This is a genomic window from Streptomyces sp. NPDC038213 (genome assembly GCF_055600495.1).
On record NZ_JBVJYM010000003.1, the window covers coordinates 221222 to 243797 of the forward strand.

Genomic DNA, 22576 nt, shown 5'->3' on the forward strand with positions numbered 1-22576 from the left:
GCACCAGCCGCACCGCGACCGAACTCTTTGCAAGGGAGCACGCATGGCAACCCGCGCCGTCGCCCGCCGTCAGTCCGAATCGGCCAGCAGCGCTCGCGCCGTCCGCGCGGAGATCGCCGACCGCGACCTGGTCGGCATGTACCTGGACGAGATCGCCCGCACCCCGCTCCTCGACGCGGCCAAGGAAGTCGAGCTCTCCCAGATGATCGAGGCGGGGGTCTTCGCCCGCCAGATACTCGACGGCGAGGTCCCGCAGATAAAGGGCGCCGAGGTCGGCCGCGAGGAGCTGGAGGCGCTGGCCGCCGAGGGCGACCGGGCCAAGGAGGTCTTCATCCGGTCGAACCTCCGCCTGGTCGTCGCCGTGGCCCGCCGGTACCCGCGCAGCGGCCTCCCCCTCCTCGACCTCATCCAGGAGGGGAACGCCGGCCTGGTCCGCGCCGTGGAGAAGTTCGACTACGCCAAGGGCTTCAAGTTCTCCACGTACGCGACCTGGTGGATCCGCCAGGCGGTCACGCGCTCGATAGCCGACCAGTCGCGCACGATCCGCCTCCCCGTCCACCTCGTGGAGGAGCTCGGCCGCATCCGCCGGGTCCAGCGCGAGTTCAACAGGGAGCACGGCCGCGACCCGGAGCACACGGAGATCGCCGCCGAGCTGGACTCGAACCCGAAGCGCGTGGCCGACGTCCTGGACTGGGCCCGCGACCCGGTCAGCCTGAACATGTCCGTGGACGACGAGGGCGACACGCAGTTCGGCGACCTCCTGGAGGACACCTCGGCGGTCTCGCCCGAGCAGTCCGTCCTGTCCCTCCTGCGCAGCGAGGAGCTGGAGGACCTGATCGGCAAGCTGGACCAGCGGACGGCCTCGATCATCAAGATGCGGTACGGCATCGACGACGGCCGCGAGCGGACCCTGACGGAGGTCGGCAAGCAGCACGGCCTGACCCGTGAGCGCATCCGCCAGATCGAGAAGCACGCCCTCCTCGAACTGAAGCGCATGGCCCACGACACCGGCTTCGACGCCGTCGCCTAACCCCCCCCATGCGAGCCCCGGCACCCACCCCCCTGGTGCCGGGGCTCCCCCCTACCCCGCACCTCCGGGGCTCCGCCCCGGCCCCCGCGCCTCAATCGCCGGCGGGGCTGGATTTCCGGCGTCGGTCCAGCCTCCGACCGCGAGCCTTCGGCAAGGCCGGACCCCCTGCATCGGTCCAGCCCCTGCCCCGCGCCTGCGGCAAGGCCGGATCCCCGCACCCGAGGTGCGACCGCACCAAACCCAGCCCGCGCGGCGTTTGAGCGCACCGGGCGCGCAGCGCCCGGGAACGGGCGAAGGGCGGCCTCCGGCCACCGCGGACCCGCTGGCCCCGCACCCGGGGTGCGACCGCAGCAGAATCCAGCCCGCGCGGCGTTTGAGCGCACCGTGGCGCGGAGCGCCCGGGGCCGGGGGTGGTGTCGCCCCGGCTCCCGCCGCCCCCGGCGGGCCCGCACCGGAGGTGCGACCGCGGCAAATCCAGCCCGCGCGGCGTTTGAGCGCACCCGGCGCGGAGCGCCGGCAGGGGTGGCGGGCTGCCTCCCGAGAATCGGTCGGCCCGCAGCCGAGCTGCGGCCCCGGCACATCCAGCCCGCGCGGCGATTGAGCGCACCGGGGGCCGGGGCCGGGGCCCGGTGCGGTTAGTGGGCGGCGGCTGCGGCGGTCAGGCGGGAGCCGAGCCCGCTGGCCGCGTCCGCCAGTTCCGCGGGCGACACGACGGTGAAGGGGAGACCGGTCATGGCCAGCCGGACGGCCACCCACTCCATCGCGTCCGACGTGTCGAACCGCAGCCGACACCCCGGACCCCCACCCGCATCCGCATCCGGACCGGGACCCACACCCACACCCACACCCACACCCCCGTCCGGATCCGGCTCCGGTGTGCCCAGCCAGGCCGGGATGACCGCCGCCACCTCCTCCGCGCTGGCGCGGAACGCCACGTCCACCCGGTACGGGCCCGTCTGCCGCCCCCGCACCGCCTGGGCGACGTACGCCGCCACATCCCCCAACGGCACCTCCCGCGGAGCGAACCGCGCCCCCGTCGCGAACGGCTCACTGATCCGGTCCACCCGGAACGTCCGCCAGTCCTCCCGGTCCGCGTCGTACGCGGCCAGGTACCACCGCCACCCCGTCGACACCAGCCGGTACGGCTCGACGAGCCGCTTCGAGGCCGCCCCGTCCCCGGCCCGGTACGCGAACCGCAGCCGCTCCCGCCCCGCCACCGCGCCCGCGATCACCGTCAGCGTCCGCGGATCGATGCTCGCCCCGTCCCCCCGCGTCAGCGGCACCGTCGCCGACTGCAGGGCGCCGACCCGGTGCCGCAGCCGGGCCGGCAGCACCTGCTCCAGCTTGGCCAGGGCCCGTACGGACGCCTCCTCCACCCCCTCGATCGCATGGCCCGCCCCGGCCCGCAGGCCGACCGCGATGGCCACGGCCTCCTCGTCGTCCAGCAGCAGCGGCGGCATGGCCGCGCCCGCGACCAGCCGGTATCCGCCCTCGGCCCCGAGCGAGGCCTCCACGGGGTACCCCAGTTCCCGCAGGCGGTCGATGTCCCGCCTGATGGTGCGCGCGCTCACCGCGAGACGCTCGGCCAGTTCTCGGCCGGGCCACTCCCGCGGGGTCTGGAGGAGCGACAACAGGGTCAGCAGTCGCGCCGGTGTGTCGGTCATGGACCAAGGTTGCCAGCGAAATAGGCCACGAACTGTCCTACTTAGGGTCTACGTTCTTCCCCATGAGCACCGAGCAGTCCAAGAAGCCCGGGTCCGACGGGCCCGGGATATCCGCGGCCGACGAGGCCGCCCGTACCGCCGACCGCCGCCGCTGGCTGGCCCTGGTCATCGTCATGACCGCCGCCTTCATGGACCTGGTCGACGTCACGATCGTCAACATCGCGATCCCCAGCCTCCAGCAGGACCTCGGCACCAGCACGAGCGCCATCCAGTGGATCACCGCGGGCTACGCGCTCGCCTTCGCCGCCGGCCTGATCACGGGCGGCCGCCTCGGCGACATCTACGGCCGCAAGCGGCTCTTCCTCTTCGGCATCGCCGGTTTCACCGTCGCCTCCGCCCTCTGCGGACTGGCGGCCAACCAGGAGATGCTGGTCGCCTCGCGGCTGCTCCAGGGCTCGATGGCCGCGATGATGGTCCCCCAGGTGCTCGCCATCATCCACGTCACCTTCCCGGCCCACGAGCGCGGCAAGGTCTTCGGCATCTTCGGCGCCATCGTCGGCCTCGGCGCCGTGTCCGGCCCGATCCTCGGCGCCCTGCTCACCGAGTGGAACCTCTTCGGCCTCGAATGGCGCCCGATCTTCCTGATCAACCTGCCCGTCGGCATCGCCGGCCTGATCCTCGGGATGCGCTACATCTCGGAGTCCAAGGCCCCCAAGGCCCTCGGTCTCGACCTCGTCGGCGTGGTCCTGGCCACCCTCGGCATGGTCATGCTGATCTACCCCCTCACGCAGGGCCGCGAGAACGACTGGCCGGCGTGGGGCTTCGTGAGCATGGCCGCCGCGCCCGCCGTCTTCGCCGTCTTCCTCGCGCACGAGCGGCGCAAGACCCGCAAGGACGGCTCCCCGCTGGTCGAGCTCTCCCTGTTCAAGATCAAGAGCTTCGCCGCGGGCATCGCCGTCCAGCTGACCTTCGGCATCGCGACCGGCATCTTCTTCCTCGTGTGGACCCTGTACATGCAGGTCGGCCTGGGCTGGAGCGCCCTGAAGGCGGGCGGCACCGGCGTGCCCTTCTCGATCGCCGTCTCGGTGGCGGCCGGCATGTCCGTCCAGAAGCTCGTCCCCCGCTTCGGCCGCAAGGTCCTCCAGGCCGGAGCCCTGACGATGGGTGCGGGACTGCTCCTCTACATCTGGGAGTCCGGCCGCTACGGGCTGGAGATCACCCCGCTCCAGATGGCCGCCCCGCTGATCGTGATGGGCATCGGCATGGGCCTGATCGTGGCCCCGCTGACCGACGCGGTCCTCTCCGAGGTGCCCCGCGAGCACGCCGGCTCGGCCTCCGGCCTGATCAACACCACGGGCCAGATGGGCAACGCGCTCGGCCTCGGCCTGGTCTCGGTGGTCTTCTTCACCGTCATCGACGACCGGCTGCCGAAGGACGGCCCGGCGCTGGCCTTCGCCGAGGGCTTCCAGCAGGCGCTGTGGTGGGTCGTCGGCGTGCTGGTGGTCATCTTCTCGGTGATGTTCGCCCTCCCCGCCCGGCAGCGGCAGGGCGTCGCCCACGAGGCCGAGGCGGGCGCCCTCGGCGAGGAGGCCCTGGACGGCGGGGCCCCCGAGAAGGTCTCCGTCTGAGACCCGGCCCGCCCGGGCGCGGGTTCGCCGAACCCCGCCCCGCCCCTCACGGACATGCCCGCCCCTCCGGCGGGCATGTCCGTTTCTCTGTACTTTCCTTAGTTTTGGCCCGTAAAGTGGAAGCGAACCCACATGTAACGGACCGAAACGGAACTAAACCCACATGTACGCCGCGGAACGCCGACAGGAGATCCTCCGCCTCGCCCGCGCGGCGGGCCGCGTCGACGTCCTGTCCCTCGCCGGGGAGTTCCAGGTCACCGCCGAGACCGTGCGCCGCGACCTGAAGGCCCTCGACCGGGCCGGACTCCTGCGCCGGGTGCACGGGGGCGCCGTACCCGCCGGCAGCCTGGAGTTCGAACCGGACCTCGCCGAGCGCGAGGCCACCGCCGCCCCCGAGAAGGACCGCATCGCGGCCGCCGCCCTCACCGAGCTCCCGCCGGACGGCAGCGTCATCCTCGACGCGGGCAGCACCGTCGCCCGCCTCGCCGCCCGCATCCCCGCCGAGTCCACCCTCACCGTGGTCACCCACGCCCTGCCCGTGGCCACCCGGCTCTCCGCCCACCCCGGGCTGGAACTGCACCTGGTCGGCGGCCGGGTCCGGCACCGCACCCGCGCCGCCGTCGACGCCTGGGCCCTGCGCGCCTACGCGGAGATCCGCGCCGACGTCCTCTTCCTCGCCGCCAACGGCTTCTCCGCCGCCGGCGGACTCACCACCCCCGACCTCGCCGAGGCCGCGGTCAAACGCGCCGCCGTCGCCGCCGCCCGCCGCGTGGTCCTGCTCGCCGACTCCGCCAAGGCGGGCCGCGAGCACTTCGCCCGCTTCGCCTCCTTCGCCGACATCGACCTGCTCATCACCGACGCGGGGCTGGACCCCGCCCAACAGGCGGCGATCGAGGCCGCCGGTACGGAAGTCGCGCTCGCATGATCCTCACCGTCACCCCCAACCCCTCCCTGGACCGCGCCTACGAGGTCCCCGCCCTGACGCGCGGCGCCGTGCTGCGCGCCACGGCCGACCGGATGGACCCGGGCGGCAAGGGGGTCAACGTCTCCCGGGCCGTGGCCGCCGCCGGCCGCCGCACCACCGCGGTCCTCCCGCTCGGCGGCACCGCCGGGGCCCTGATGGCCGAACTCCTCGGCGGGCTCGGGGTGGACGTCACGGCCGTCTCGATCGCGGGCCACACCCGCGCCAACATCTCCGTCGCCGAACCCGACGGCACCCTCACCAAGATCAACGCTCCCGGACCCGAACTCACCGGCGCCGAGGCGGAACTCCTCCTCGCCACCGTCCGCACCCAGGCCGCCGCCGCCCACTGGACCGCCTGCTGCGGCAGCCTCCCGCGCGGACTCGCCCCCGAGTGGTACGGGGAGCTGGTCGAGGCCGTGCGTGCCGCCGGGGCCCGGGTCGCCCTGGACACCTCCGGACCCGCCCTGACCGCGGCCCTCGCCGCCCGCCCGGACCTGGTCAAGCCCAACGCCCACGAGCTCGCCGAGGCCGTCGGCCGCCCCCTGGCCACCCTCGGGGACGCCGTCGGGGCCGCCGAGGAGCTCCGCTCCCGCGGCGCCGGAGCCGTCCTGGCCAGCCTCGGCGCCGACGGCCAGCTGCTCGTCGGCCCCGGGGGAGTCCACTACGGCACCGCGCCCGCCCCCGGGCCCCGCAGCGACGTGGGCGCCGGCGACGCCTCCCTGGCCGGGTTCCTCATCGCGGGCGGCACCGGCCCCGGGGCCCTCGCCTCGGCCCTCGCCCACGGCGCCGCCGCCGTCCAGCTGCCGGGCAGCGCCATGCCGACCCCCGCCGACCTCCGGCCCGCCGGGGTCCGCATCACCGCGGACCCCCCGCTGGACCTCCCGCTCACCGCCCGCTGAGCCTCCTCCGCATCCGGCGGGGCGGACCGGGCGGCCCGTCAGCGCACCCGCGCGCGCAGCTCCATGGCCTCCCGCGCGGCCGCCTCGGTCGCGTACACCTCGCACATGTGGCGGCCGTCCGGCGTGGCCGTGTGCTCGACCTCCCACAGGCTCAGCTCCCGGCCGTCCGCCAGCACGAAGGCGTGCTCGTACAGCGTGAAACCGGGCTCCCGGGTCCGCGCCGCGCCCGGCCGGCCGCCGAAGGCCTGCGTGATGTGGTGCGCGTACGCCGAGCGCAGCAGGCGGGCCACGGCAGCGCCCGGCCGGTCCCCGTTCTCCGCCCGCCGCAGCAGCCGCCGCGCATGGTCCGCCGAGCCCTCGACCGCGAAGGTCCGGCGCTGCTCGGGCAGCCCGGGACCGCGCGCCAGCAGGGCCCCCAGCGCCGCCGCGCCCTCCGGCTCCTCCCCGTCCGCATCCGCTTCCGGATCCGTACCGTTCTCCGCCGCCGCTGCCGCGAAGTCGCCTCCGCAGTAGTCCAGTTCGGGCGCGCCCCGGTCCGGCGCCCCCGCCTGCCCCGGCTCCGCGGCGAACAGCCGGTTCACCGCGAGGTGAAGCTCCGACCGGGCCGCGAACACCTCGTGCCGCAGGCCCGCCGGGCCGGCCGGGCGGTGCGCCAGCTCCCACAGCGAGACCGCGCCGCCGTCGGCCAGCAGGTACGTGTGCCGGAAGGTCTCCCGGTGCACCCCGGTGGCCGGGTCGTGGTGCGAGGAGTGGAGCGAGGAGCTGTGCGCCAGCGCCGAACCCAGGCGCTCCACCAGGGAGTCGGGCAGGTCGAAGGAGTTCAGGGCCCGGCCGAGGAGCCGCTCCAGGTGCGCCTCGGTGGTCTCGAACGGGTCGCTCGGGTCGCTCGGATCGCTCAACGCAGGTCTCCAGCCCGTCGCAGTTTGTCACTCCACGAACGCTCAACGTAGCCCCTGGGTCCGACACCGCGGCCCGGGTTCGGGAAAACGCACGACCACTTCGGATGGTTCCCGCAGGTGGCGCCCCGGCAGACGGAGCGGCCCGCGTCAGCCCCCGGTGGACACCCCGTCAGTCCCCCGTGGACCCCCCGTCAACCCGCCCGCACGCCCCGTCCGGCCAACTTGCCTGAGGTCAGGGCGGATTGGCCAATTCTGCGCCGTAATGCGGAGGTATGGTGCGGCCATGGCAACGAAAACAGCGGACGAGGCGATCCCCCGGCAGCAGGGCCGCCCCCGCAGTCGACAAGAAGGCGAACAGGCCGGAGCGGACCGCGGGTTGGCCTGGCTGCTGGTGGTCACGGGAGCGGCGGGACTGCTCGCCGCCTGGGTGATCACCCTCGACAAGTTCCACCTGCTGGAGGACCCGGACTTCAAGCCCGCCTGCAGCCTCAACCCCGTGGTCTCCTGCGGCAGCGTCATGACGAGCGAGCAGGCCTCCGTCTTCGGCTTCCCCAACCCCATGCTCGGGCTGGTGACGTACGGGATGGTGGTCTGCATCGGCGCGGCCCTGCTGGCCGGCGCCCGCCACCGCAGCTGGTTCTGGCTGGGCCTGAGCGCGGGCCAGCTCTTCGGCGTCGGCTTCTGCACCTGGCTGATGCAGCAGTCCCTGTACGAGATCAACGCCCTGTGCCTGTGGTGCTGCCTGGCCTGGACGGCCACGATCCTGATGTTCTGGGCCACCCTCGCGCGCAACGTCCGCGAGGAGGTGCTGCCGGCCCCGCGCTGGCTGCGGTCCTTCCTCGGGGAGTTCCCCTGGGTGCCCCCGGTGCTGCACCTCGGGGTGATCGGGATGCTGGTCCTGACCCGCTGGTGGGAGTTCTGGACGAGCTGACCGGCGCACCCGGGCCCGGAACGGGGCGAAGCCCCGGCAGCTGGAGGCTGCCGGGGCTTCGTCGTCTTCGCTCCACGGGCTCAAGCGGCCCGAACCGGAAGGAGGAGCGGTGATCAGCTGCCGACGGCGCCGTTGCCGGAGAGCACCGGGATGTTGCTGAGGATGTGCGAGAGCGGCTCGTCGCCCTTCGCCTGCGTGGAGTTCTCGGTGCACTGCTGGGTCTGCGGGGCGGAGAGGACCGGGATGTCCTGGACGCCGACGTTGACCAGGGCCAGGATCGACTGGGCGTTGACCTTCGCCGGGATGCCGATGCAGGGCTTGTTCAGGGTGCCCTGGACCACGCCGAGCTGCGGGCTCATGTCGCCGTGGGTCTTCTGGTTGCCGTAGACCTGCTGGGCGCCGTTGCCGTTGACGGTGTTGATGCCGTTGTCGTTGCCGATGGCCAGGGCGGGGGAGGCCATGGCGGCACCTGTGCCGAGCACGGAGGCGGTGACCGCAGCGGTGGCCATGATCTTCTTGAGCATGAGATTGGTCCTTTTGTCGCACGAGTGCCCGCTAGTGGAGCGCCCTGATCAACTGGGCGTTGCCGGGGTTGGTTCCGCTGCTTCACTCAAACGGCCCGCGCGCGCGGAGCTTTTCGTACGGGCCCCCGGGCGCCCCTGCGCGGCTCGGGCGCCGGGCACGGGGCCGCCTGTACGGGCTTCGGGCACGGGTGCGGCGACCTGCGGCGCTCCAAGATCCTGTTGCGGACCGTAGTCGCGTTCCACACGGTGGGTGAGGGACCTTCCGTCCCGCCCGAAGCCGCTCGATCCTGCGCAAAGGAACACCCATGCACCGCAAGAAGCCGTCCCGCGCCCGCGTCCTCGCCGCCTCTTCGGTCGTCAGCGCCGCCATAGTCTTCGGCGCGGCCGCCCCCGCTGTGGCGGCGGACCGCGACGGCTCCGGTGCCCGGTCCGCCTGGCAGACCGGGCGGACCGCCCCCGTACAGCAGCGGGTCGAGGACCGGGCCGGTCCCGTGGACGACCTGCTCGCCACCCTCGGCAAGCTCCTCGAAGGCCTGACGAAGTCCCTGGAGGGGCTGCTGCCCCCGGGGGTGAAGCTGCCGCCGATCGAGCTGCCGAAGCTCCCGCCGCTGCCGGACATCAAGCTCCCGCCGCTGCCCGCGCTCCCGGAGCTGCCCGGACTGCCGGAGATCCCGGTCGAGGTCCCGAAGCTCCCGCCGCTGCCGGAGGTCCCGGGCGTGCCGGAGGTCCCTGCGCTGCCCGAGGTGCCTGAAGTCCCCGAGGTGCCTGCGGTGCCCGAGGTGCCTGAGGTGCCCGCAGTGCCCGAGGTGCCTGAGGTGCCGGACGTTCCGGAGCTGCCGGCGCCCGAGCTCCCGGCCCCCGCCCTCCCGGCGCCCGAGCTGCCGCCGGCCCCCGCCCTCCCGGTGGAGGCGCCGCCCGTACCGGCGGCCCCGGCGGACCTGCCCAAGCTCCCGGCCCTGCCGGAGGTCCCCAAGGGGGCCTGGTGGTGACGGCGCCCGCAGGGGCGCGGATTGGGCTGAACAGGTCTGATTGAGCCCCGAGCCGTGTCGTCGTGCAGAGTGGGACGTTTCGCTCGGTGTGAGCCCCGGATCGGGGCAGAACGTCGAAGAGAAGGTGCACTTCCCATGAACTCTGCCAAGAAGGCCGCCCTGGTCCTGGCCACCGCCGGTCTCGCCGCGGGCGCGGCCGCCGGTACCGCCGCTGCCGACTCCGCGGCCGAGGGTGCTGCCGTGGGCTCGCCCGGCGTCCTCTCGGGCAACCTGGGCCAGGTCCCGGTGCACGTGCCGGTCAACGTCTGCGGCAACTCCGCCAACCTGGTCGGCCTGCTGAACCCCGCGTTCGGCAACACCTGCGTCAACGACTGATCTCGTCGTCGCGCTCGCCTGTGGCGCCCCGGCCCCCCGGCCGGCGGCGCCACAGCCGTGTCCGGGCCCTGCCGCGTGCACGACGGCCCGTGCACAACTGCCCCGCGTACGAAAGCCGTCCGCGCCCCCTGCTGCGGGGGCGCGGACGGCTTTCGTGCGGCGGTACGGGTTCAGCTGCCGCCGTTGAGCTTCACCCCGCCGAGCATCGGCGAGGACTGGGTGAGCGCGTTGCCGGTCTTGAGGGCCTCGCCGGGCAGGTCGTTCTTCGCCTGGTTGATCCGGCCCACCGCGCCGAGCGCCGTGCCCACCGCGGCGTTCTGCTCGTCGAACGCGTTCACCACGTGCCGCCCGAGGTTCTCGGCCACGGGGGCCTGGGCGTCGAGCACCTCGGCCAGACCGCTGGTCGCGCTCATGGGGGGCAGCTCCGCCGGTCCGGCGGCGATGGCGGGGGAGGCGGCGCCGAGCGCGGCCACCGATCCGGCGAGGACGGCGGCGGCCTTCGAGAACTTCATTTCGAATACCTTTCTCCAGCGGCACCCGTCGCACCGCTTTCGACCTGGGTAACGATTCCTGTCCTGTGCGGAAACTCCGTCCCCCGGGCTTTCTTCGCGGAGCCGGAATGACAAACGGCCGGAGAATCACCCGAGGGGATTCTCCGGCCGTCCTTCCCGCTTTCCGTCTTTTCCGATGAATCGCCGAACGCCAGTTTCAGGAGACGCGCGAGCGACGGTAGAGAATCGCGCCGCCGAGCAGGATCCCGGCGCCGAACGCGGCCGCGGTGAGCGGGTCGCCCGCCCCGGTCTCGGCGAGTACGGGCACGTCCGCGGCCGGGGCCGGGAGCGGGGCGGGCAGCGGGGCCGGCGCGGGGGCCGGGGCGGGGAGCGGGGTCACCGCGGGACCGCCGGCCGCCGGGGCCGGGGCGGGCGGTACGGCGACGTCCACCGGGCGGTCGCCCGCCGGGTTGGCCGGCGGCTGGTCCAGCACCGGGGCCGCGGGGGTGTCCGGGGTCACGGCCGCCGGGGCGGGCAGGGTGACGGGGGCGCCGGGCGCCGCGGGGGCGGGCTGCTCCTGGTGTCCGAGCCGGGGACGCGGCTCGGGCGCCTCCGCCGCCGGGGCGGGTGCGGGCGCGGGGACGGGCGCCGCGGCCACCGGCTCGGGGGCGGGCGCGGGGACGGGGGCCGGGAGGGTCTCCGCCTCCTGCACCGGCGGTACGGGGACCGGGGCGGGGAGCGGCTCCGGCGCGGGCGCGGGGGCCGGCAGCGGTGCGGGCACCGGGGCGGGCGCCTCCAGCACCGGCGCGGGGACCGGCTCGGGCTTGGGTTCGGGCTTCGGCTCGGGCTTGGGCGCGGGCGCGGGCGCCGGGGGCGGGGCCTCGTGCACCGGCTGGGGCTTGGGCTCCGCCCGGGGCTGCGGCGGGTGCGCCGGGCGGGGCTCGGGGGCGCGCGGGGGGCCCGCGTGCGGCTCGTCGCACTCCTCGTCGTGCTCCTCGTGCCCGTACCCGGGGCCGTGGTGGCCGCCGTGGTGCCCGCCCTCGTGGCGGTCCGCGCGGTGGCGGCCCGTGCCGTAGCCCTCCTGGCGCTGCTCCTCGCGCTCGCGGGCGCGCTCGCGCTCGTACCGCTCGGCGAGGTAGCGCTCGTACTCGCGGACGGTGGTCTCGTCGAGGTGGCGCTCGTAGTCGTATCCCCCGTAGCCGCGGGGGGCGGAGGAGGTGTGGGTCGCGCAGCCGTTGCCCATCGCGGGGTTGAGCATGGCGGCGCCGTCCACGCTGTTGCCGCAGACGTTCGGGGACAGCGTGACCGGTACCGAGACGCTGTTGCCGGACAGGACGCCCGGAGAGTGCGCGGCCTCGGCCGAGGCCCCCGGGTGCGCGTACGCCGCGCCCGCCCCGAGTGACAGCAGACTCGAGGCCGCCGCGGCGGTGAGCATCCCCTTGCCGAGTACCTGTCGGCTCAGTACCTGTCGCATGGGTCCTTCCCTGTCTGCCGGCTCCTTGGCCGGCGCTGGAATTCAAGGTGGCCTCGGAGTGCACCGCCGTGCACTCCGAGGCCACCCCGAGGAGGTTCGCCCTTGCGGGCGGCAGACGCGGCTTCGCGTCAGTCGTTGACGCAGACGTTGCCGAAGGCCGGGTTCAGGGCGCCGATGACGGAGATCGCGTTGCCGCAGACGTTCACCGGGACGTGGACCGGGACCTGGACCAGGTTGCCGGAGAGGACGCCGGGGGAGCCGACGGCCTTGCCGAGGGCCTCGGAGTCGGCCATGGCCGGGGTGGCCGCACCGGCAGCCATCAGGACACCGGCGACGGCTGCAGCAGTCTTCGCGTACTTCATTTTGAATTTCCTTCCCGCAGAGGTGTATGTCGCATACACGACCCTCGCGCTGCGCACACAGTTTCCTGTCCGTCAACACCGCTGCGTCATTAGTAACGATCCGGTCCGGGAAAAGAAACCGCTCATTTCCGGGGAGTGTCCCGGATTTCACTCCGATGCCCCGGGGGTGAATTCCGGCAAATCATTGCCGGCCGGCGGGGGCGGAATTGGGGGGTGGGCAATTCCGGCCCCGCCGAGACGACGAGGCCGCCGCGACCCGCGGGGGTCGCGGCGGCCTCGTGCGCGCGGGGCTGCCTGGATCAGCTGCCGGCGGACGCGTTGCCGGAGAGCACCGGGATGTTCTGCAGGATGTGGGAGAGCGGCTCGTCGCCCTTCGCCTGCGTGGAGTTCTCGGTGCACTGCTGGGTCTGCGGGGCGGACAGGATCGGGATGTCCTGGACACCGACGTTGACGAGGCCCACGAGGGACTGCAGGTTGCCCTTGACCGGCAGCGCGACACAGGGCTTGTTGAGGGAGCCCTGGATGAGCGCCATCTGCGGGCTCATGTTCCCGTAGGTGGCCTGGTTGCCGTAGATCTGGGCGGCGCCGTTGCCGTTGACGGTGTTGACGCCGCCGTCGTTTCCGATAGCCATCGCCTGCGTCGCGCCCATGCCCACGACGGAGGCCGCTACCGCCGCCGAGGCCATCATCTTCTTGATCACTGTCGTCCCTTTTCTGAAGGATTGCCCGGTACAGGAGCGACCGGATCAACTGCCCGGCCGGGGTCCGGGTTGCGTCTGTTCACCCGGATGGCGGTGTGGACGCGGAAGTGCCCGGCGAGCGGCCACGCGCCTGCCGGGCACTTCCACCGCCCTTGCCGCCAGGGCTACTTGTTGACGCAGGTGTTGCCGAAGGCGGGGTTCAGGAGGGCGATCACGTTCACGGTGTTGCCACACACGTTCACCGGGACGTGGACCGGGACCTGGACCAGGTTGCCGCTCAGGACGCCCGGGGAGTGTGCGGCGACGCCCTCGGCGCTCGCCCCGCTGTCGCCGTGGGCGGAGGCCATGCCCGCGCCGCCGACCAGCACCGCAGTGCCCGCGATCGCCAGCGTGGCACCACGCATCAGCCTCTTCTTCATGTCGCCATTTCCTTTCGGTTCGAACAATGGTGCACCCCCATAACGACGCGCCGCGCATGAGGGTGCGCGCCATCGCCCAAAAGGCCGTACGAGCGAGTCCGGCGTGATTTCCCCCCTGATTTCTGACAAAGTGCACTCCTGTTTTGACGCCTTGATCGAAATTGGAGACCGGGTCATGCCGATGGCTGCGAAGTCGATTGGGCGCACGGCCTTCGGAGCCCTCGCCGCGCTCACCTGCCTGGGGCTTTCCGCGGGACTTCCGGCGGTCTCCGCCGGGGCGTACGAGGTCTCCGCGCAGGAGGAGTCGGCCCGGATCCCCTTCACGCAGCGCTACCACGCCGTCCAGCGGGGCGGGCTGGTGCGGGCCTCGAACTCGGGCATCGGCTGCGCCTGGTACGTCCAGGCGGACGCGCCGGCGTGCCGGGCGGTCAGGCGGGGCGGGGACGGGGTCAACGGGGCGTACGACATGCTCTACAACGACCTCGACAAGGACCCGAACACCTACAACTCGACCCGCGCCGAGCTGCGGATCCCGGCCGGGGGCCGGGTGACGTACGCCAGGCTGTACTGGGGCGGGAACCTGCGGGTCTCGGAGCAGAAGCCGCCGGAGGACAACGGTCGGGTGCTGATCGCGGAGCCGGGCGGGAAGTACAAGGCGGTACTGGCCGACACCCGGATCGGGCACCGGGACACCGACGGCAGCGATGCGTACCAGGCCTCGGCGGACGTGACCCCGCTGGTGCGGGCGCACGGCTCCGGGGTGTGGACGGTGGCCCAGGTGAACATCGCCAAGGGGGACTCGGAGGTCGGCGCCTGGGGCGGCTGGACCCTCGTCGTGGCCTACGAGCACGACAGGGAGCCGCTGCGGGAGCTGTCGCTCTGGGACGGTTTCGAGGCGTTGGAGGAGGGCCGCGGCGCCTCGGTCCGGATGACGGGGATGAACGTGCCGGCCGGGGCCGCGGGCCGGGCCGGGGTGGTCGGCTACGACGGGGACCGGGGCGCGCGCGGCGATTCGCTCAGCGTGACCGCGGACAGCGGCCGGCGGGTGCGCCTCGGTAATTCCGCCAATCCTTCCGATGATGTGATGAATTCTACGATCACGGAATTCGGGCGCCCCGGATTCAAGCGGCAGCCCGATCATATGAATAGTCTCGGATATGACGCGGACGTATTCGATCTCTCTCCCGCGCTGTCCGGCGGCGCCCACGGCCTGGACTTCAGGTTCGAGGCCGAAGACCAGGGTCATTTCCTCGGCGTGCTCTTCGTCCAGGCAGACGCACGCCGCTGAACGTACGGAGAACGTTCGACGTGCAGTCAGGCTCGCAAACTCACACGCACCCGTCGGCCGGGGACCGGCTGACCGTCCTCCACCTCGTCCAGCCCGTGGACGGCGGGGTCGCCCGGGTGGTCACCGACCTCGTCCGGGCCCAGACCCGCGAGGGGCTGCGGGCCGTCGTCGCCTGCCCGCCCGGCGGCGGGCTGGCCGCCGCCGCCCGCGAGGCCGGGGCCGAGGTCCACGCCTGGCGGGCCGGGCGGGCCCCCGGCCCCGCACTCGCCGCCGAGGTGCTCGGCGCCGCCCGCGTGGTGCGCCGGGTCCGCCCCGGCCTGCTGCACGCCCACAGCGCCAAGGCCGGGCTCGCCGGCCGGCTCGCGGTCCGCGGCACCCTGCCCACCCTCTTCCAGCCGCACGCCTGGTCCTTCGACGCCGTCGGCGGCACCACCGCCGCCCTCGCCCTGCGCTGGGAGCGCTTCGGCGCCCGCTGGGCCGACCGGGTGCTGTGCGTCAGCGAAGCCGAGCGCCGGGCCGGGGAGTCCGCGGGGATCTCCGCGCGCTGGTCCGTGGTCCGCAACGGCGTCGACCTCGACCGGTTCCGCCCCGACGGCGGGGACGAGCGCTGCGCCGCGCGCGCCGCCCTGCCGCTGCTCTCCCAGTCCTCCCCGCAGGGCCCCCTCGCCGTCTGCGTCGGACGCCTGTGCCAGCAGAAGGGCCAGGACGTCCTGCTGCGGGCCTGGCGGGAGGTCACCGCCCACGCCCCCAGCGCCCGGCTCGTGCTGGTCGGGGACGGCCCGGACGCCGAACGGCTGCGCCAGAGCGCCCCGCCCGGGGTGCTGTTCGCGGGAGCCGCCGCGGACATCAGGCCGTGGCTTCAGGCCGCCGATCTCGTTGTACTGCCGTCGCGGTGGGAGGGCATGGCGCTCGCCCCGCTGGAGGCCATGGCGTGCGGCCGCCCGGTCGTGGTGTCGGACGTCAGCGGTGCGCGCGAGAGCCTGCCGCCCGGCCAGGCGCAGCTGTGCCTGGTACCGCCGGAGGACCCGACGGCGCTGGCCAAGGCGCTGGGCCGGCTCCTCGCGGAACCGCGGCTGCTCGACACGCTGGGGCGCCAGGCCCAGGAGCACGCGCGTACGGAGTTCGACGTGCGGCGCACCGCGGCCGCGGTCACCGGCCTGTACCACGAACTGCTGGGCCGGCCCCGGCCCTTGACCGAGGAGCGCAACAGCCGATGACCATGGAGAGCGCACACGCGCGGCACACCGGCCGCCAGGGCGCCGGACCCGCCGCGGCACCGGCGGCCGGGGCCGCCCACGCCACCGCCGTACGCCCGGCCGCGGCCTCGATCCACCCGCCCCGCGCCCCGCAGGCCGAACAGGCCCGGTCCGCCGTGCGGCCGCAGCGGGTGCGCCGCCGCGGCGGGGTCCTCCCGCTGCTCGGCGCCGACGTGCTGGCCGCGGCGGCGACCGCGGCGGCCGTACCGGGGCCCGCCTGGCAGCTGCAGGCCGCCGGGCCGCTCGCGGTGGCGCTGGCCGCCCTGCACGCGCAGGCCGGGCTCTACCGGCCCCGGCTCTCCCCCTCGGCCCTCCTCGAACTCCCCGCCCTGGCCGGCCGGTCCGCGGTGCTCTGGTGCGCCGCCGCGGCCGTGGCCGCGGCCCTCGGCCCCCGCCACGCGCTGGGCTGGGGCGCCCTGGCCGCCGCCGTCGCCCTCCAGTCCCTCCTGGCCTGCGCCGGGCGCGGGGCCGTCCACCTGCTGTGGCGCCGTACGGCGGTGCGCCGGCCGCGGTCGGCGCTGGTCGTCGGGCCCGGGGCGGGCGCGCGGGCCGTGGCCGCCGCCCTCCAGGGGCGGCCCGAGTACGGGCTGCGGCCGGTCGGGCTGGCCGACCCGGGCCCGGCGGGGGAGGGCGAGGGCGGCGGCCTGCCGGCCCTGGCCACCCACGAGGACGTGCGCCGCGCCGTCATCCAGAACTCCGTGCGCGAGGCCGTGTTCACCCGGCCCCCCGAGGCCGACGAGCGCACCGCCGCCCTGGTGCGGCTCTTCCACGACCACGGCTGCCGGATGTGGCTCGTCGACCCGGCGGGCACCGCGAAGGTCACCGGGATGCGCGTGGCCCAGCCCGACGACCAGCTGTGGGGCTACGCCGTACAGCCGCTGCTGCCCCGCCCGGCCCGGCCGGTGGAGCGGCGCGTCAAGCGGCTGATGGACTCCTCCCTCGCCCTGGCCGCGCTGCTGTGCGCGGCCCCGGTGATGGCGCTGTGCGCCGCTGCCGTACGGCTCTCCGACGGGCCCGGGGTGATCTTCCGGCAGGAGCGGGTCGGCCTGTACGGGCGCCCGTTCACCCTGCTGAAGTTCCGCACGCTGCGCCCCGCCGACGAGCACGAGTCGGCGACCCGCTGGACCGTGGCGAACGACCACCGGATGGGACCCGTCGGCAGCTTCCTGCGCAAGTCCTCCCTCGACGAGCTGCCCCAGCTGTGGAACGTCGTACGGGGTGACATGAGCCTGGTCGGTCCGCGGCCCGAACGGCCCTTCTTCGTCGCCAAGTTCAGCAGCCTGCACCCCGGGTACGAGGCTCGCCACCGGATGCCCGTCGGCATCACCGGGCTGGCCCAGATCAACGGACTGCGCGGGGACACCTCCATCGAGGACCGGGCCCGCTTCGACAACCACTACATCGACACCTGGTCGCTCCGGCAGGACCTGTGGATCCTGGCCCGGACCGCCGCCTCCTTCTTCCGCTTCCGGCTGGGGGGCAGCTAACCATGAGCAGACTCGCGCCCGCCGCACCGCCCGGGCCCGCCGCCCGGCTGCTGCGCGACCACTGGCCGCTGCTGCCGCTCGCCGCCACCGTCCTGCTCCTGCTGCTCCCGCTGCCCGCCGGCGACGCCACCGCCTCCGGCAAGGTCGGCCCCGCCGACGCGGCCTCGCTGCTGCTGGTCGGGGTGTGCGCCGTCCAGGCGCTGCGGGGCCGGGTGCGGGTGCTCACCCCGCTCGCCGCCGTGGTGCTGGGCCTGCCCGCCGTGGGCCTCGCGGTCGCCACGGCCACCGCCGGGGACCCGTACGCCGCACTGCCCGGGTTCGTGCGCTACCTCCAGGTGTTCGTGCTGGTCCCGGCGGCCGTGGTGCTGCTCGTTCGGGACGCGCGCGAATTCCGGCTGGCCGCCGCGTGCTTCGTGGTGCTGGCCCTGGTCCAGGGGGCCGTCGGCGTGGTCCAGTACGCCACCCACACCGGGGCCTCCTACCAGGGCGAGGACATCCGCGCCGTCGGCACCTTCGGGCCCGGCGACGTGATGGGCATGGCCACCGTCGTCGCGTACGGGCTGATCGCCGCGAGCGCCGTCGCCCTCGCCCCCGAGGGCTCCGTGTCCCGGCGGCTGCGCACGGCCGCCACGGCCGCCTCGCTCGCCCTCGTCGTCCCGCTCGTCCTGTCCTTCAGCCGGGGTGCGTGGATCGCCACCGCGGCCGCCGCGCTCGCCGTGATGGTGCTGGCCGGGATCCGCCGGGCCGTCCGCGTGCTCGCCGTGCTCGTCGCCGCCGGGGTCGTGCTCGTCGGCGGCTTCGGGGTCGGCTCCGCGATGATGGCCGAGCGGCTCGCCAGCATCACCCAGGTCGGCTCCGCCCCCGACCAGTCCGTCACCGACCGGTACACCATGTGGGCCGCCGCCGGGGCGATGTGGCAGGAGCGGCCCGCCACCGGCGTCGGCCTCAAGGGCTTCCCCGCCCACCGCGACGGGCACGCCACCCTCGGCCTGTCCTCCGGCAGCGACACCGCGGGCGCCGGCCAGGGCTACGTACGCCAGCCCCTGCTGTCCCCGCACAACATGTACCTCCTGGTCCTCAGCGAGCAGGGGCTGATCGGGCTCACCGCCCTCGCCGGCGGCTGGGCCGTCCTGCTGGTCGCCGGGGTCCGCCGGCTCCTCGCCCCCGACCCCGCCGCCCGCCGGGCGCGCGACTGCGGGCTGGTCGCCACCGGCCTGCTCGCCTGGCAGCTCACCGACTTCCTGTACGCCGACATCGGCGGCCCCTCCACCGTCCTCACCGGTGTGGTCATCGGCCTCGCGGCCTGGTGGGGCCTCGGCTCCGCCGACCCTCAGCCGGCCCCCCTGCCCCTCCAGTCCCGCCCCGCCCCCCGGCCCCGCCCGGCCCGCGCGGCGGCCCCGGCGGGCCGGTGACCGACACCACGCCCGCCATGGGCATCCAGCGGCTCCCGGCCGGGGGCCCGCCGCGCCCGGCCGGGCCGGAGCGCCCCCCGGCCGGCCCGGTGCTGCCCTTCAAGGAGCTGGGCCGCCCCGGGCCGCCCGGCCCCGGCCCGGCCCGGGCCGGGTCCGAGCGCCTGGAGCCGGAGGCCGGCGCACCGGGCGGACCGCCCCCCGGGGACGGGTCCCCCGACGGGAAGCCCGACGGGCCCGCGCCGCTCGGGCGCTTCCTGGCCAAGGCGGCCGCGGTCACCGCCGTGATGACCGCGGCCGGCGCCGTGCTCGGACTGCTGCGCGACCAGACCATCGCCCACCTCTTCGGCGCGGGCCACGACAGCGACGCCTTCCTCATCGCGTGGACCGTCCCCGAGATGGCCTCGACCCTGCTGATCGAGGACGCGATGGCCCTGCTGATGGTCCCCGCCTTCAGCCACGCGCTGGCGCGGCGGGCCGCCGGCCGGGCCGGGCTCACCCGCCGCGAGGCGCGGGCCCAGGACCCCGTCCGGCTGCTCGTCGGCGCCACCCTGCCCCGGCTCGCCCTCGTACTGGCCGGCGTGGCCCTCGTCCTGGTGGTCGCCGCGCCCCTCGTGGTCGCGGTCCTCGCCCCCGGACTGCCGGACCCGGACCTCGCCGTCCAGTGCACCCGCCTGACCGCCCTGACCGTGCTGACCTTCGGGATCGCCGGGTACTTCAGCGCCGGGCTGCGCGCCCACCGCCGCTACCTGCCCCCGGCCGCGATCTACGTCGCGTACAACGTCGGGATCATCGCCACCATGCTCGCCCTGCACAGCGTGTGGGGGGTGCGGGCCGCGGCCGCCGGGGTGGCCGCCGGCGGACTGCTGATGATCCTCGTCCAGCTCCCCGGATTCCTGAAGCACGTGGGCCTCGGAGCCCCGCACGCCCGCCGGGCCGCCCGGCACGAGCGGGACCGCGACCGGCCCACCCTGCTCGCCCTCGGGGTCCTCGCCCCCGTCATCATCTTCGCCGTCTTCCGGCAGTCGCAGGTGCTCGTCGAGCGCTTCCTCGCCGCCTCCCTCGAACCGGGCGCCATCTCGCACCTCAACTACGCGCAGAAGGTCGCGCAGATGCCGATGGTGCTCTCCCTGATGATCTGCACCGTCACCTTCCCCGTGGTCGCCCAGGCCATGGCCGCAGGGGAGCGCGAGAAGGCCCGGCGCCGCGTCGAGCAGGACCTCGCCCTGGCCTCCCTGGCCGTGCTCATGGGCACCGCCCTCGTCATCGGCTACGCCCCGCAGATCATCCAAGTCCTCTTCGAACGCGGCGCGTTCACCCACGAGGACACCCTCGCCACCGCCGGGATCATGCGCGTGTACGCCCTCGGGCTGCTCGGCCACTGCCTGGTCGGCGCGCTCAGCCGGCCCTTCTTCGCCACCGCCAAGCCGACCTGGTTCCCGATGGCCGCCATGGCCGCGGGACTCCTCGTCAACATCGTCGCGGGGGCCTTCGCCGTGGGCTGGTGGGGCACGTACGGGATCGCCGCCGCCAACGCCGCCGGCATCTCCACCGCCGCCGCCCTGCTCCTGCACGGGCTCGGCAGCCGGGTCATCGCCATCCAGGTCCGCCGGGTCGCCGTCAGCATCGGCCGGCTCGCCGCCGCCGCGGCCGCCGCCACCGGCACCGGCTGGCTCGCCGGGCCGATGATCCCCAGCCCGCTGCTCAGCGCCGCCCTCGGCTGCCTGCTCGTACCCGCCATGTTCGTCGCCTCCGGAATGGCCATGAGGGCCATGGAGGTCAACGCCCTGCCCGCCTTCCTGACCCAGAGGTTCCGTCATGTCCGCTGACACGGCGACCGCCGGCGCCCCGCCCGCGCGCCGCTTCCGCTCCCCCAGGCCCCGGCCGCCCTGGGTGCTCATGTACCACTCGGTCGCCGAGTTCACCGACCCGGCCGAGGACCCGTACGGCATCACCGTCACCCCCGCCGCCCTGGAGGCCCAGCTGCTGTGGCTGCGCTCGCGGGGCCTGCGCGGGGTCTCCGTCGCGGAGCTGCGCGCCGCCCGCTCCGCCGGGACCGGGGCCGGGCTGGTCGGGCTGACCTTCGACGACGGCTACGCCGACTTCCCCGCGCACGCCCTGCCGCTGCTGCGCCGCTACGAATGCACCGCCACCCTCTTCGTCCTGCCCGGCCGGCTCGGCTCCGACAACGTCTGGGACCCGCTGGGCCCCCGCAAGCCCCTGCTGACCGCCGACGGGATCCGCGAGACGGCCGCCGCCGGGGTGGAGATCGGCTCCCACGGGCTCCTCCACCGCGATCTGACCGCCGTCCCCGACGACGTGCTGGAACAGGAGCTCGCCGGCAGCCGCGAGGCCCTGCGCGAGATCACCGGCACCGCCCCCGAGGGCTTCTGCTACCCGTACGGATTCGTCGACCGCCGCGTCGCCGCCGCCGCCCGCACCGCCGGCTACTCCTACGCCTGCGCCATCGACGCCGGCCGGCTCGGCGGCCCGTACGCCCTGCCCCGCACCCACGTCAGCCAGGCCGACCGCGACCTGCGGATGCGCGCCAAGCGGCTGCGGTACGGGCTCAAGTCCCTGCGGGGGGCCCGCCGGTGACCGGGACCCCGAAGATCCTGCACGTCATCACCGGCCTCGGGGTCGGCGGGGCCGAACAGCAGCTGCGGCTGCTGCTGCGCCACCTCCCGATGCGCTGCGACGTGCTCACCCTCACCAACCCCGGACCGGTCGCCGAGGGCCTGCGCAGCGACGGCGTGCGCGTGGTCAACCTCGGGATGCGCGGCAACCGCGACCTGCGCGCCCTGCCGCGGCTGGCCTCCTTCATGCGCCGCGGCCGCTACGACCTCGTCCACACCCACCTCTACCGCGCCTGCGTGTACGGGCGGCTCGCGGCCCGGGTCGCGGGCGTGGGCGCGACCGTGGCCACCGAGCACTCCCTCGGCGAGGCCGAGATCGAGGGCCGGCCGCTGTCCCCGGGGGTCCGCCGCCTCTACCTGGCCACCGAACGGCTCGGCGCGGCCACCGTCGCCGTGTCCGAGACCGTCGCCGGCCGGCTGCGCGACTGGGGGGTGCCCGCCGCGCGGGTCCACGTGGTCCCCAACGGCATCGAGGCCGCCCGCTTCCGCTTCGACCCGGCGGCCCGCGCCGCCGCCCGCGCCCGGACCGGGCTGCCCGCCGACGCCTTCGTGGCCGGCGGGGTCGGCCGGCTCGTCCCCGGCAAGCGGTTCGACGTACTCGTCGAGGCCGTGGCCGCCCTGCCCGGGGCCCGGCTCGTCCTCGTCGGCGACGGGCCCGAGCGCGAGGCGCTGCGCCGGCTCGCCGGACGGCTCGGCGCCGCCGACCGGATCCACCTGCTGGGGGAGCGGGACCCGCTCGGCGACGGGCCCGACGGGCGCACCCCCGGGGTCCCCGCCCTGCTCTCGGCGATGGACGTGTTCGTCTCGCCGTCCCGGGAGGAGGCCTTCGGGCTCGCGGTGGTCGAGGCCCTCGCCGCCGGACTGCCCGTCCTGCACGTCACCTGCCCCGCCATCGACGACCTGCCCCCCGACCAGGCCCCCGGGGCCCGCCGGATCGGCCCCGCCGCCGGCGAGCTCGCGGCCGCGCTGCGCGGGCTGCGCGAGAGCGGCGCCCCGCGCCTGCCCCCGCCGCCCGTGGTCCACCGCTACGACATCGCCCACAGCGCCGAACGCCTCCTCGACGTGTACGCGCAGGCGCTCGCGCCCGTGCGCCGGCCGGTCCCCCCTTCGCCCCCCGCCCCCGTTTCCGCCTCCTCCACGAAGAAGTGAG

22 protein-coding genes are annotated in these 22576 nt (G+C 74.9%); 14 read left to right on the forward strand and 8 right to left on the reverse strand.

Going from position 1 to position 22576, the window contains the following annotated elements:
- Window positions 1-43: 43 nt before the first annotated feature.
- Window positions 44-1030: a sigma-70 family RNA polymerase sigma factor gene (locus ACZ7JZ_RS06270; protein WP_470933768.1), complete on the forward strand. Its 987-nt coding sequence runs from the start codon at window positions 44-46 to the stop codon at window positions 1028-1030.
- 635 nt (window positions 1031-1665) lie between these two features.
- Here the strand turns inward: ACZ7JZ_RS06270 and ACZ7JZ_RS06275 are convergent.
- Window positions 1666-2694 carry a helix-turn-helix transcriptional regulator gene (locus ACZ7JZ_RS06275; protein ID WP_470933770.1) on the reverse strand — a complete coding sequence of 343 codons (1029 nt, stop codon included), beginning with the start codon at window positions 2692-2694 and terminating at the stop codon, window positions 1666-1668.
- A 62-nt stretch (window positions 2695-2756) separates the two neighbouring features.
- On the opposite strand from ACZ7JZ_RS06275, the gene ACZ7JZ_RS06280 reads away from it, so the two are divergent.
- The 3 genes from ACZ7JZ_RS06280 (at window position 2757) to pfkB (ending at window position 6185) form a co-directional block, all read left to right on the forward strand.
- Entirely contained in the window at window positions 2757-4322 is a 1566-nt protein-coding gene (locus tag ACZ7JZ_RS06280) for an MFS transporter (protein WP_470933772.1), read from the forward strand.
- A gap of 163 nt (window positions 4323-4485) precedes the next feature.
- Entirely contained in the window at window positions 4486-5247 is a 762-nt protein-coding gene (locus ACZ7JZ_RS06285) for a DeoR/GlpR family DNA-binding transcription regulator (RefSeq protein ID WP_470933774.1), read from the forward strand.
- Window positions 5244-6185: a 1-phosphofructokinase gene (gene pfkB, locus ACZ7JZ_RS06290; protein WP_470933776.1), complete on the forward strand. Its 942-nt coding sequence runs from the start codon at window positions 5244-5246 to the stop codon at window positions 6183-6185. Before ACZ7JZ_RS06285 ends, pfkB begins: the two co-directional genes overlap by 4 nt.
- Before the next feature lie 38 nt (window positions 6186-6223).
- Here the strand turns inward: pfkB and ACZ7JZ_RS06295 are convergent, their stop codons facing one another.
- Entirely contained in the window at window positions 6224-7084 is an 861-nt protein-coding gene (locus ACZ7JZ_RS06295) for a DUF6227 family protein (RefSeq protein ID WP_470933778.1), read from the reverse strand.
- A 283-nt stretch (window positions 7085-7367) separates the two neighbouring features.
- Between ACZ7JZ_RS06295 and ACZ7JZ_RS06300 the strand changes: the two genes are divergently transcribed.
- Window positions 7368-8015 carry a vitamin K epoxide reductase family protein gene (locus tag ACZ7JZ_RS06300; RefSeq protein WP_470933780.1) on the forward strand — a complete coding sequence of 216 codons (648 nt, stop codon included), beginning with the start codon at window positions 7368-7370 and terminating at the stop codon, window positions 8013-8015.
- 113 nt (window positions 8016-8128) lie between these two features.
- On the opposite strand, the gene ACZ7JZ_RS06305 is transcribed toward ACZ7JZ_RS06300, so the two are convergent.
- Window positions 8129-8539: a rodlin gene (locus tag ACZ7JZ_RS06305; RefSeq protein WP_470933782.1), complete on the reverse strand. Its 411-nt coding sequence runs from the start codon at window positions 8537-8539 to the stop codon at window positions 8129-8131.
- Window positions 8540-8844: 305 nt separating this feature from the next.
- Here ACZ7JZ_RS06305 and ACZ7JZ_RS06310 point away from each other — a divergent pair, with 305 nt between their 5' ends.
- A complete protein-coding gene (locus ACZ7JZ_RS06310; protein WP_470933784.1) occupies window positions 8845-9528 on the forward strand; it encodes a hypothetical protein in 684 nt (227 codons plus the stop codon).
- A 135-nt stretch (window positions 9529-9663) separates the two neighbouring features.
- Window positions 9664-9903, forward strand: coding sequence for a chaplin (locus ACZ7JZ_RS06315; RefSeq protein WP_470933786.1), 240 nt, complete (start codon window positions 9664-9666; stop codon window positions 9901-9903).
- Between the two features lie 170 nt (window positions 9904-10073).
- Here ACZ7JZ_RS06315 and ACZ7JZ_RS06320 read toward each other — a convergent pair whose 3' ends face one another.
- The 5 genes from ACZ7JZ_RS06320 to ACZ7JZ_RS06340 form a co-directional block, all read right to left on the reverse strand.
- A complete protein-coding gene (locus ACZ7JZ_RS06320) occupies window positions 10074-10415 on the reverse strand; it encodes a hypothetical protein (RefSeq protein WP_470933788.1) in 342 nt (113 codons plus the stop codon).
- 196 nt (window positions 10416-10611) lie between these two features.
- Complete coding sequence (locus tag ACZ7JZ_RS06325) at window positions 10612-11868, reverse strand: chaplin (protein ID WP_470933790.1); 1257 nt, start codon at window positions 11866-11868, stop codon at window positions 10612-10614.
- Between the two features lie 128 nt (window positions 11869-11996).
- Window positions 11997-12230: a chaplin gene (locus tag ACZ7JZ_RS06330; protein WP_470933792.1), complete on the reverse strand. Its 234-nt coding sequence runs from the start codon at window positions 12228-12230 to the stop codon at window positions 11997-11999.
- 299 nt (window positions 12231-12529) lie between these two features.
- Entirely contained in the window at window positions 12530-12931 is a 402-nt protein-coding gene (locus ACZ7JZ_RS06335; protein WP_470933794.1) for a rodlin, read from the reverse strand.
- A 164-nt stretch (window positions 12932-13095) separates the two neighbouring features.
- Window positions 13096-13350: a chaplin gene (locus ACZ7JZ_RS06340; protein WP_470933796.1), complete on the reverse strand. Its 255-nt coding sequence runs from the start codon at window positions 13348-13350 to the stop codon at window positions 13096-13098.
- 175 nt (window positions 13351-13525) lie between these two features.
- Here ACZ7JZ_RS06340 and ACZ7JZ_RS06345 point away from each other — a divergent pair, with 175 nt between their 5' ends.
- The 7 genes from ACZ7JZ_RS06345 to ACZ7JZ_RS06375 all read left to right on the forward strand — a co-directional run bounded on the left by ACZ7JZ_RS06345 (window position 13526) and on the right by ACZ7JZ_RS06375 (window position 22575).
- Window positions 13526-14638 (forward strand): DUF3344 domain-containing protein, encoded by a 1113-nt coding sequence (locus tag ACZ7JZ_RS06345; RefSeq protein WP_470933798.1) that lies wholly within the window; start codon window positions 13526-13528, stop codon window positions 14636-14638.
- A gap of 95 nt (window positions 14639-14733) precedes the next feature.
- Complete coding sequence (locus tag ACZ7JZ_RS06350) at window positions 14734-15855, forward strand: glycosyltransferase (protein WP_470933800.1); 1122 nt, start codon at window positions 14734-14736, stop codon at window positions 15853-15855.
- 2 nt (window positions 15856-15857) lie between these two features.
- Window positions 15858-17381 (forward strand): exopolysaccharide biosynthesis polyprenyl glycosylphosphotransferase, encoded by a 1524-nt coding sequence (locus tag ACZ7JZ_RS06355; protein WP_470934186.1) that lies wholly within the window; start codon window positions 15858-15860, stop codon window positions 17379-17381.
- 2 nt (window positions 17382-17383) lie between these two features.
- Window positions 17384-18793: an O-antigen ligase family protein gene (locus ACZ7JZ_RS06360; RefSeq protein ID WP_470933802.1), complete on the forward strand. Its 1410-nt coding sequence runs from the start codon at window positions 17384-17386 to the stop codon at window positions 18791-18793.
- Entirely contained in the window at window positions 18790-20619 is a 1830-nt protein-coding gene (gene murJ, locus ACZ7JZ_RS06365) for a murein biosynthesis integral membrane protein MurJ (RefSeq protein ID WP_470933804.1), read from the forward strand. The genes ACZ7JZ_RS06360 and murJ overlap by 4 nt, the downstream gene beginning before the upstream one ends.
- Window positions 20609-21388, forward strand: coding sequence for a polysaccharide deacetylase family protein (locus tag ACZ7JZ_RS06370; RefSeq protein WP_470933806.1), 780 nt, complete (start codon window positions 20609-20611; stop codon window positions 21386-21388). The genes murJ and ACZ7JZ_RS06370 overlap by 11 nt, the downstream gene beginning before the upstream one ends.
- The gene (locus ACZ7JZ_RS06375; protein WP_470933808.1) at window positions 21385-22575 is read left to right on the forward strand and encodes a glycosyltransferase; all 1191 of its coding nucleotides are present in this window, start codon (window positions 21385-21387) and stop codon (window positions 22573-22575) included. The genes ACZ7JZ_RS06370 and ACZ7JZ_RS06375 overlap by 4 nt, the downstream gene beginning before the upstream one ends.
- Window position 22576: the final 1 nt, after the last annotated feature.

What these genes read in the sequence shown, in the direction of transcription:
- ACZ7JZ_RS06270 (WP_470933768.1), top strand. Translation starts at nt 44, where the DNA reads ATGGCAACCCGCGCCGTCGCCCGCCGTCAGTCCGAATCGGCCAGCAGC.
- ACZ7JZ_RS06275 (WP_470933770.1), bottom strand. Translation starts at nt 2,694, where the DNA reads ATGACCGACACACCGGCGCGACTGCTGACCCTGTTGTCGCTCCTCCAG.
- ACZ7JZ_RS06280 (WP_470933772.1), top strand. Translation starts at nt 2,757, where the DNA reads ATGAGCACCGAGCAGTCCAAGAAGCCCGGGTCCGACGGGCCCGGGATA.
- ACZ7JZ_RS06285 (WP_470933774.1), top strand. Translation starts at nt 4,486, where the DNA reads ATGTACGCCGCGGAACGCCGACAGGAGATCCTCCGCCTCGCCCGCGCG.
- pfkB (WP_470933776.1), top strand. Translation starts at nt 5,244, where the DNA reads ATGATCCTCACCGTCACCCCCAACCCCTCCCTGGACCGCGCCTACGAG.
- ACZ7JZ_RS06300 (WP_470933780.1), top strand. Translation starts at nt 7,368, where the DNA reads ATGGCAACGAAAACAGCGGACGAGGCGATCCCCCGGCAGCAGGGCCGC.
- ACZ7JZ_RS06305 (WP_470933782.1), bottom strand. Translation starts at nt 8,539, where the DNA reads ATGCTCAAGAAGATCATGGCCACCGCTGCGGTCACCGCCTCCGTGCTC.
- ACZ7JZ_RS06310 (WP_470933784.1), top strand. Translation starts at nt 8,845, where the DNA reads ATGCACCGCAAGAAGCCGTCCCGCGCCCGCGTCCTCGCCGCCTCTTCG.
- ACZ7JZ_RS06315 (WP_470933786.1), top strand. Translation starts at nt 9,664, where the DNA reads ATGAACTCTGCCAAGAAGGCCGCCCTGGTCCTGGCCACCGCCGGTCTC.
- ACZ7JZ_RS06320 (WP_470933788.1), bottom strand. Translation starts at nt 10,415, where the DNA reads ATGAAGTTCTCGAAGGCCGCCGCCGTCCTCGCCGGATCGGTGGCCGCG.
- ACZ7JZ_RS06325 (WP_470933790.1), bottom strand. Translation starts at nt 11,868, where the DNA reads ATGCGACAGGTACTGAGCCGACAGGTACTCGGCAAGGGGATGCTCACC.
- ACZ7JZ_RS06330 (WP_470933792.1), bottom strand. Translation starts at nt 12,230, where the DNA reads ATGAAGTACGCGAAGACTGCTGCAGCCGTCGCCGGTGTCCTGATGGCT.
- ACZ7JZ_RS06340 (WP_470933796.1), bottom strand. Translation starts at nt 13,350, where the DNA reads ATGAAGAAGAGGCTGATGCGTGGTGCCACGCTGGCGATCGCGGGCACT.
- ACZ7JZ_RS06345 (WP_470933798.1), top strand. Translation starts at nt 13,526, where the DNA reads ATGCCGATGGCTGCGAAGTCGATTGGGCGCACGGCCTTCGGAGCCCTC.
- ACZ7JZ_RS06355 (WP_470934186.1), top strand. Translation starts at nt 15,858, where the DNA reads ATGGAGAGCGCACACGCGCGGCACACCGGCCGCCAGGGCGCCGGACCC.
- ACZ7JZ_RS06360 (WP_470933802.1), top strand. Translation starts at nt 17,384, where the DNA reads ATGAGCAGACTCGCGCCCGCCGCACCGCCCGGGCCCGCCGCCCGGCTG.
- ACZ7JZ_RS06370 (WP_470933806.1), top strand. Translation starts at nt 20,609, where the DNA reads ATGTCCGCTGACACGGCGACCGCCGGCGCCCCGCCCGCGCGCCGCTTC.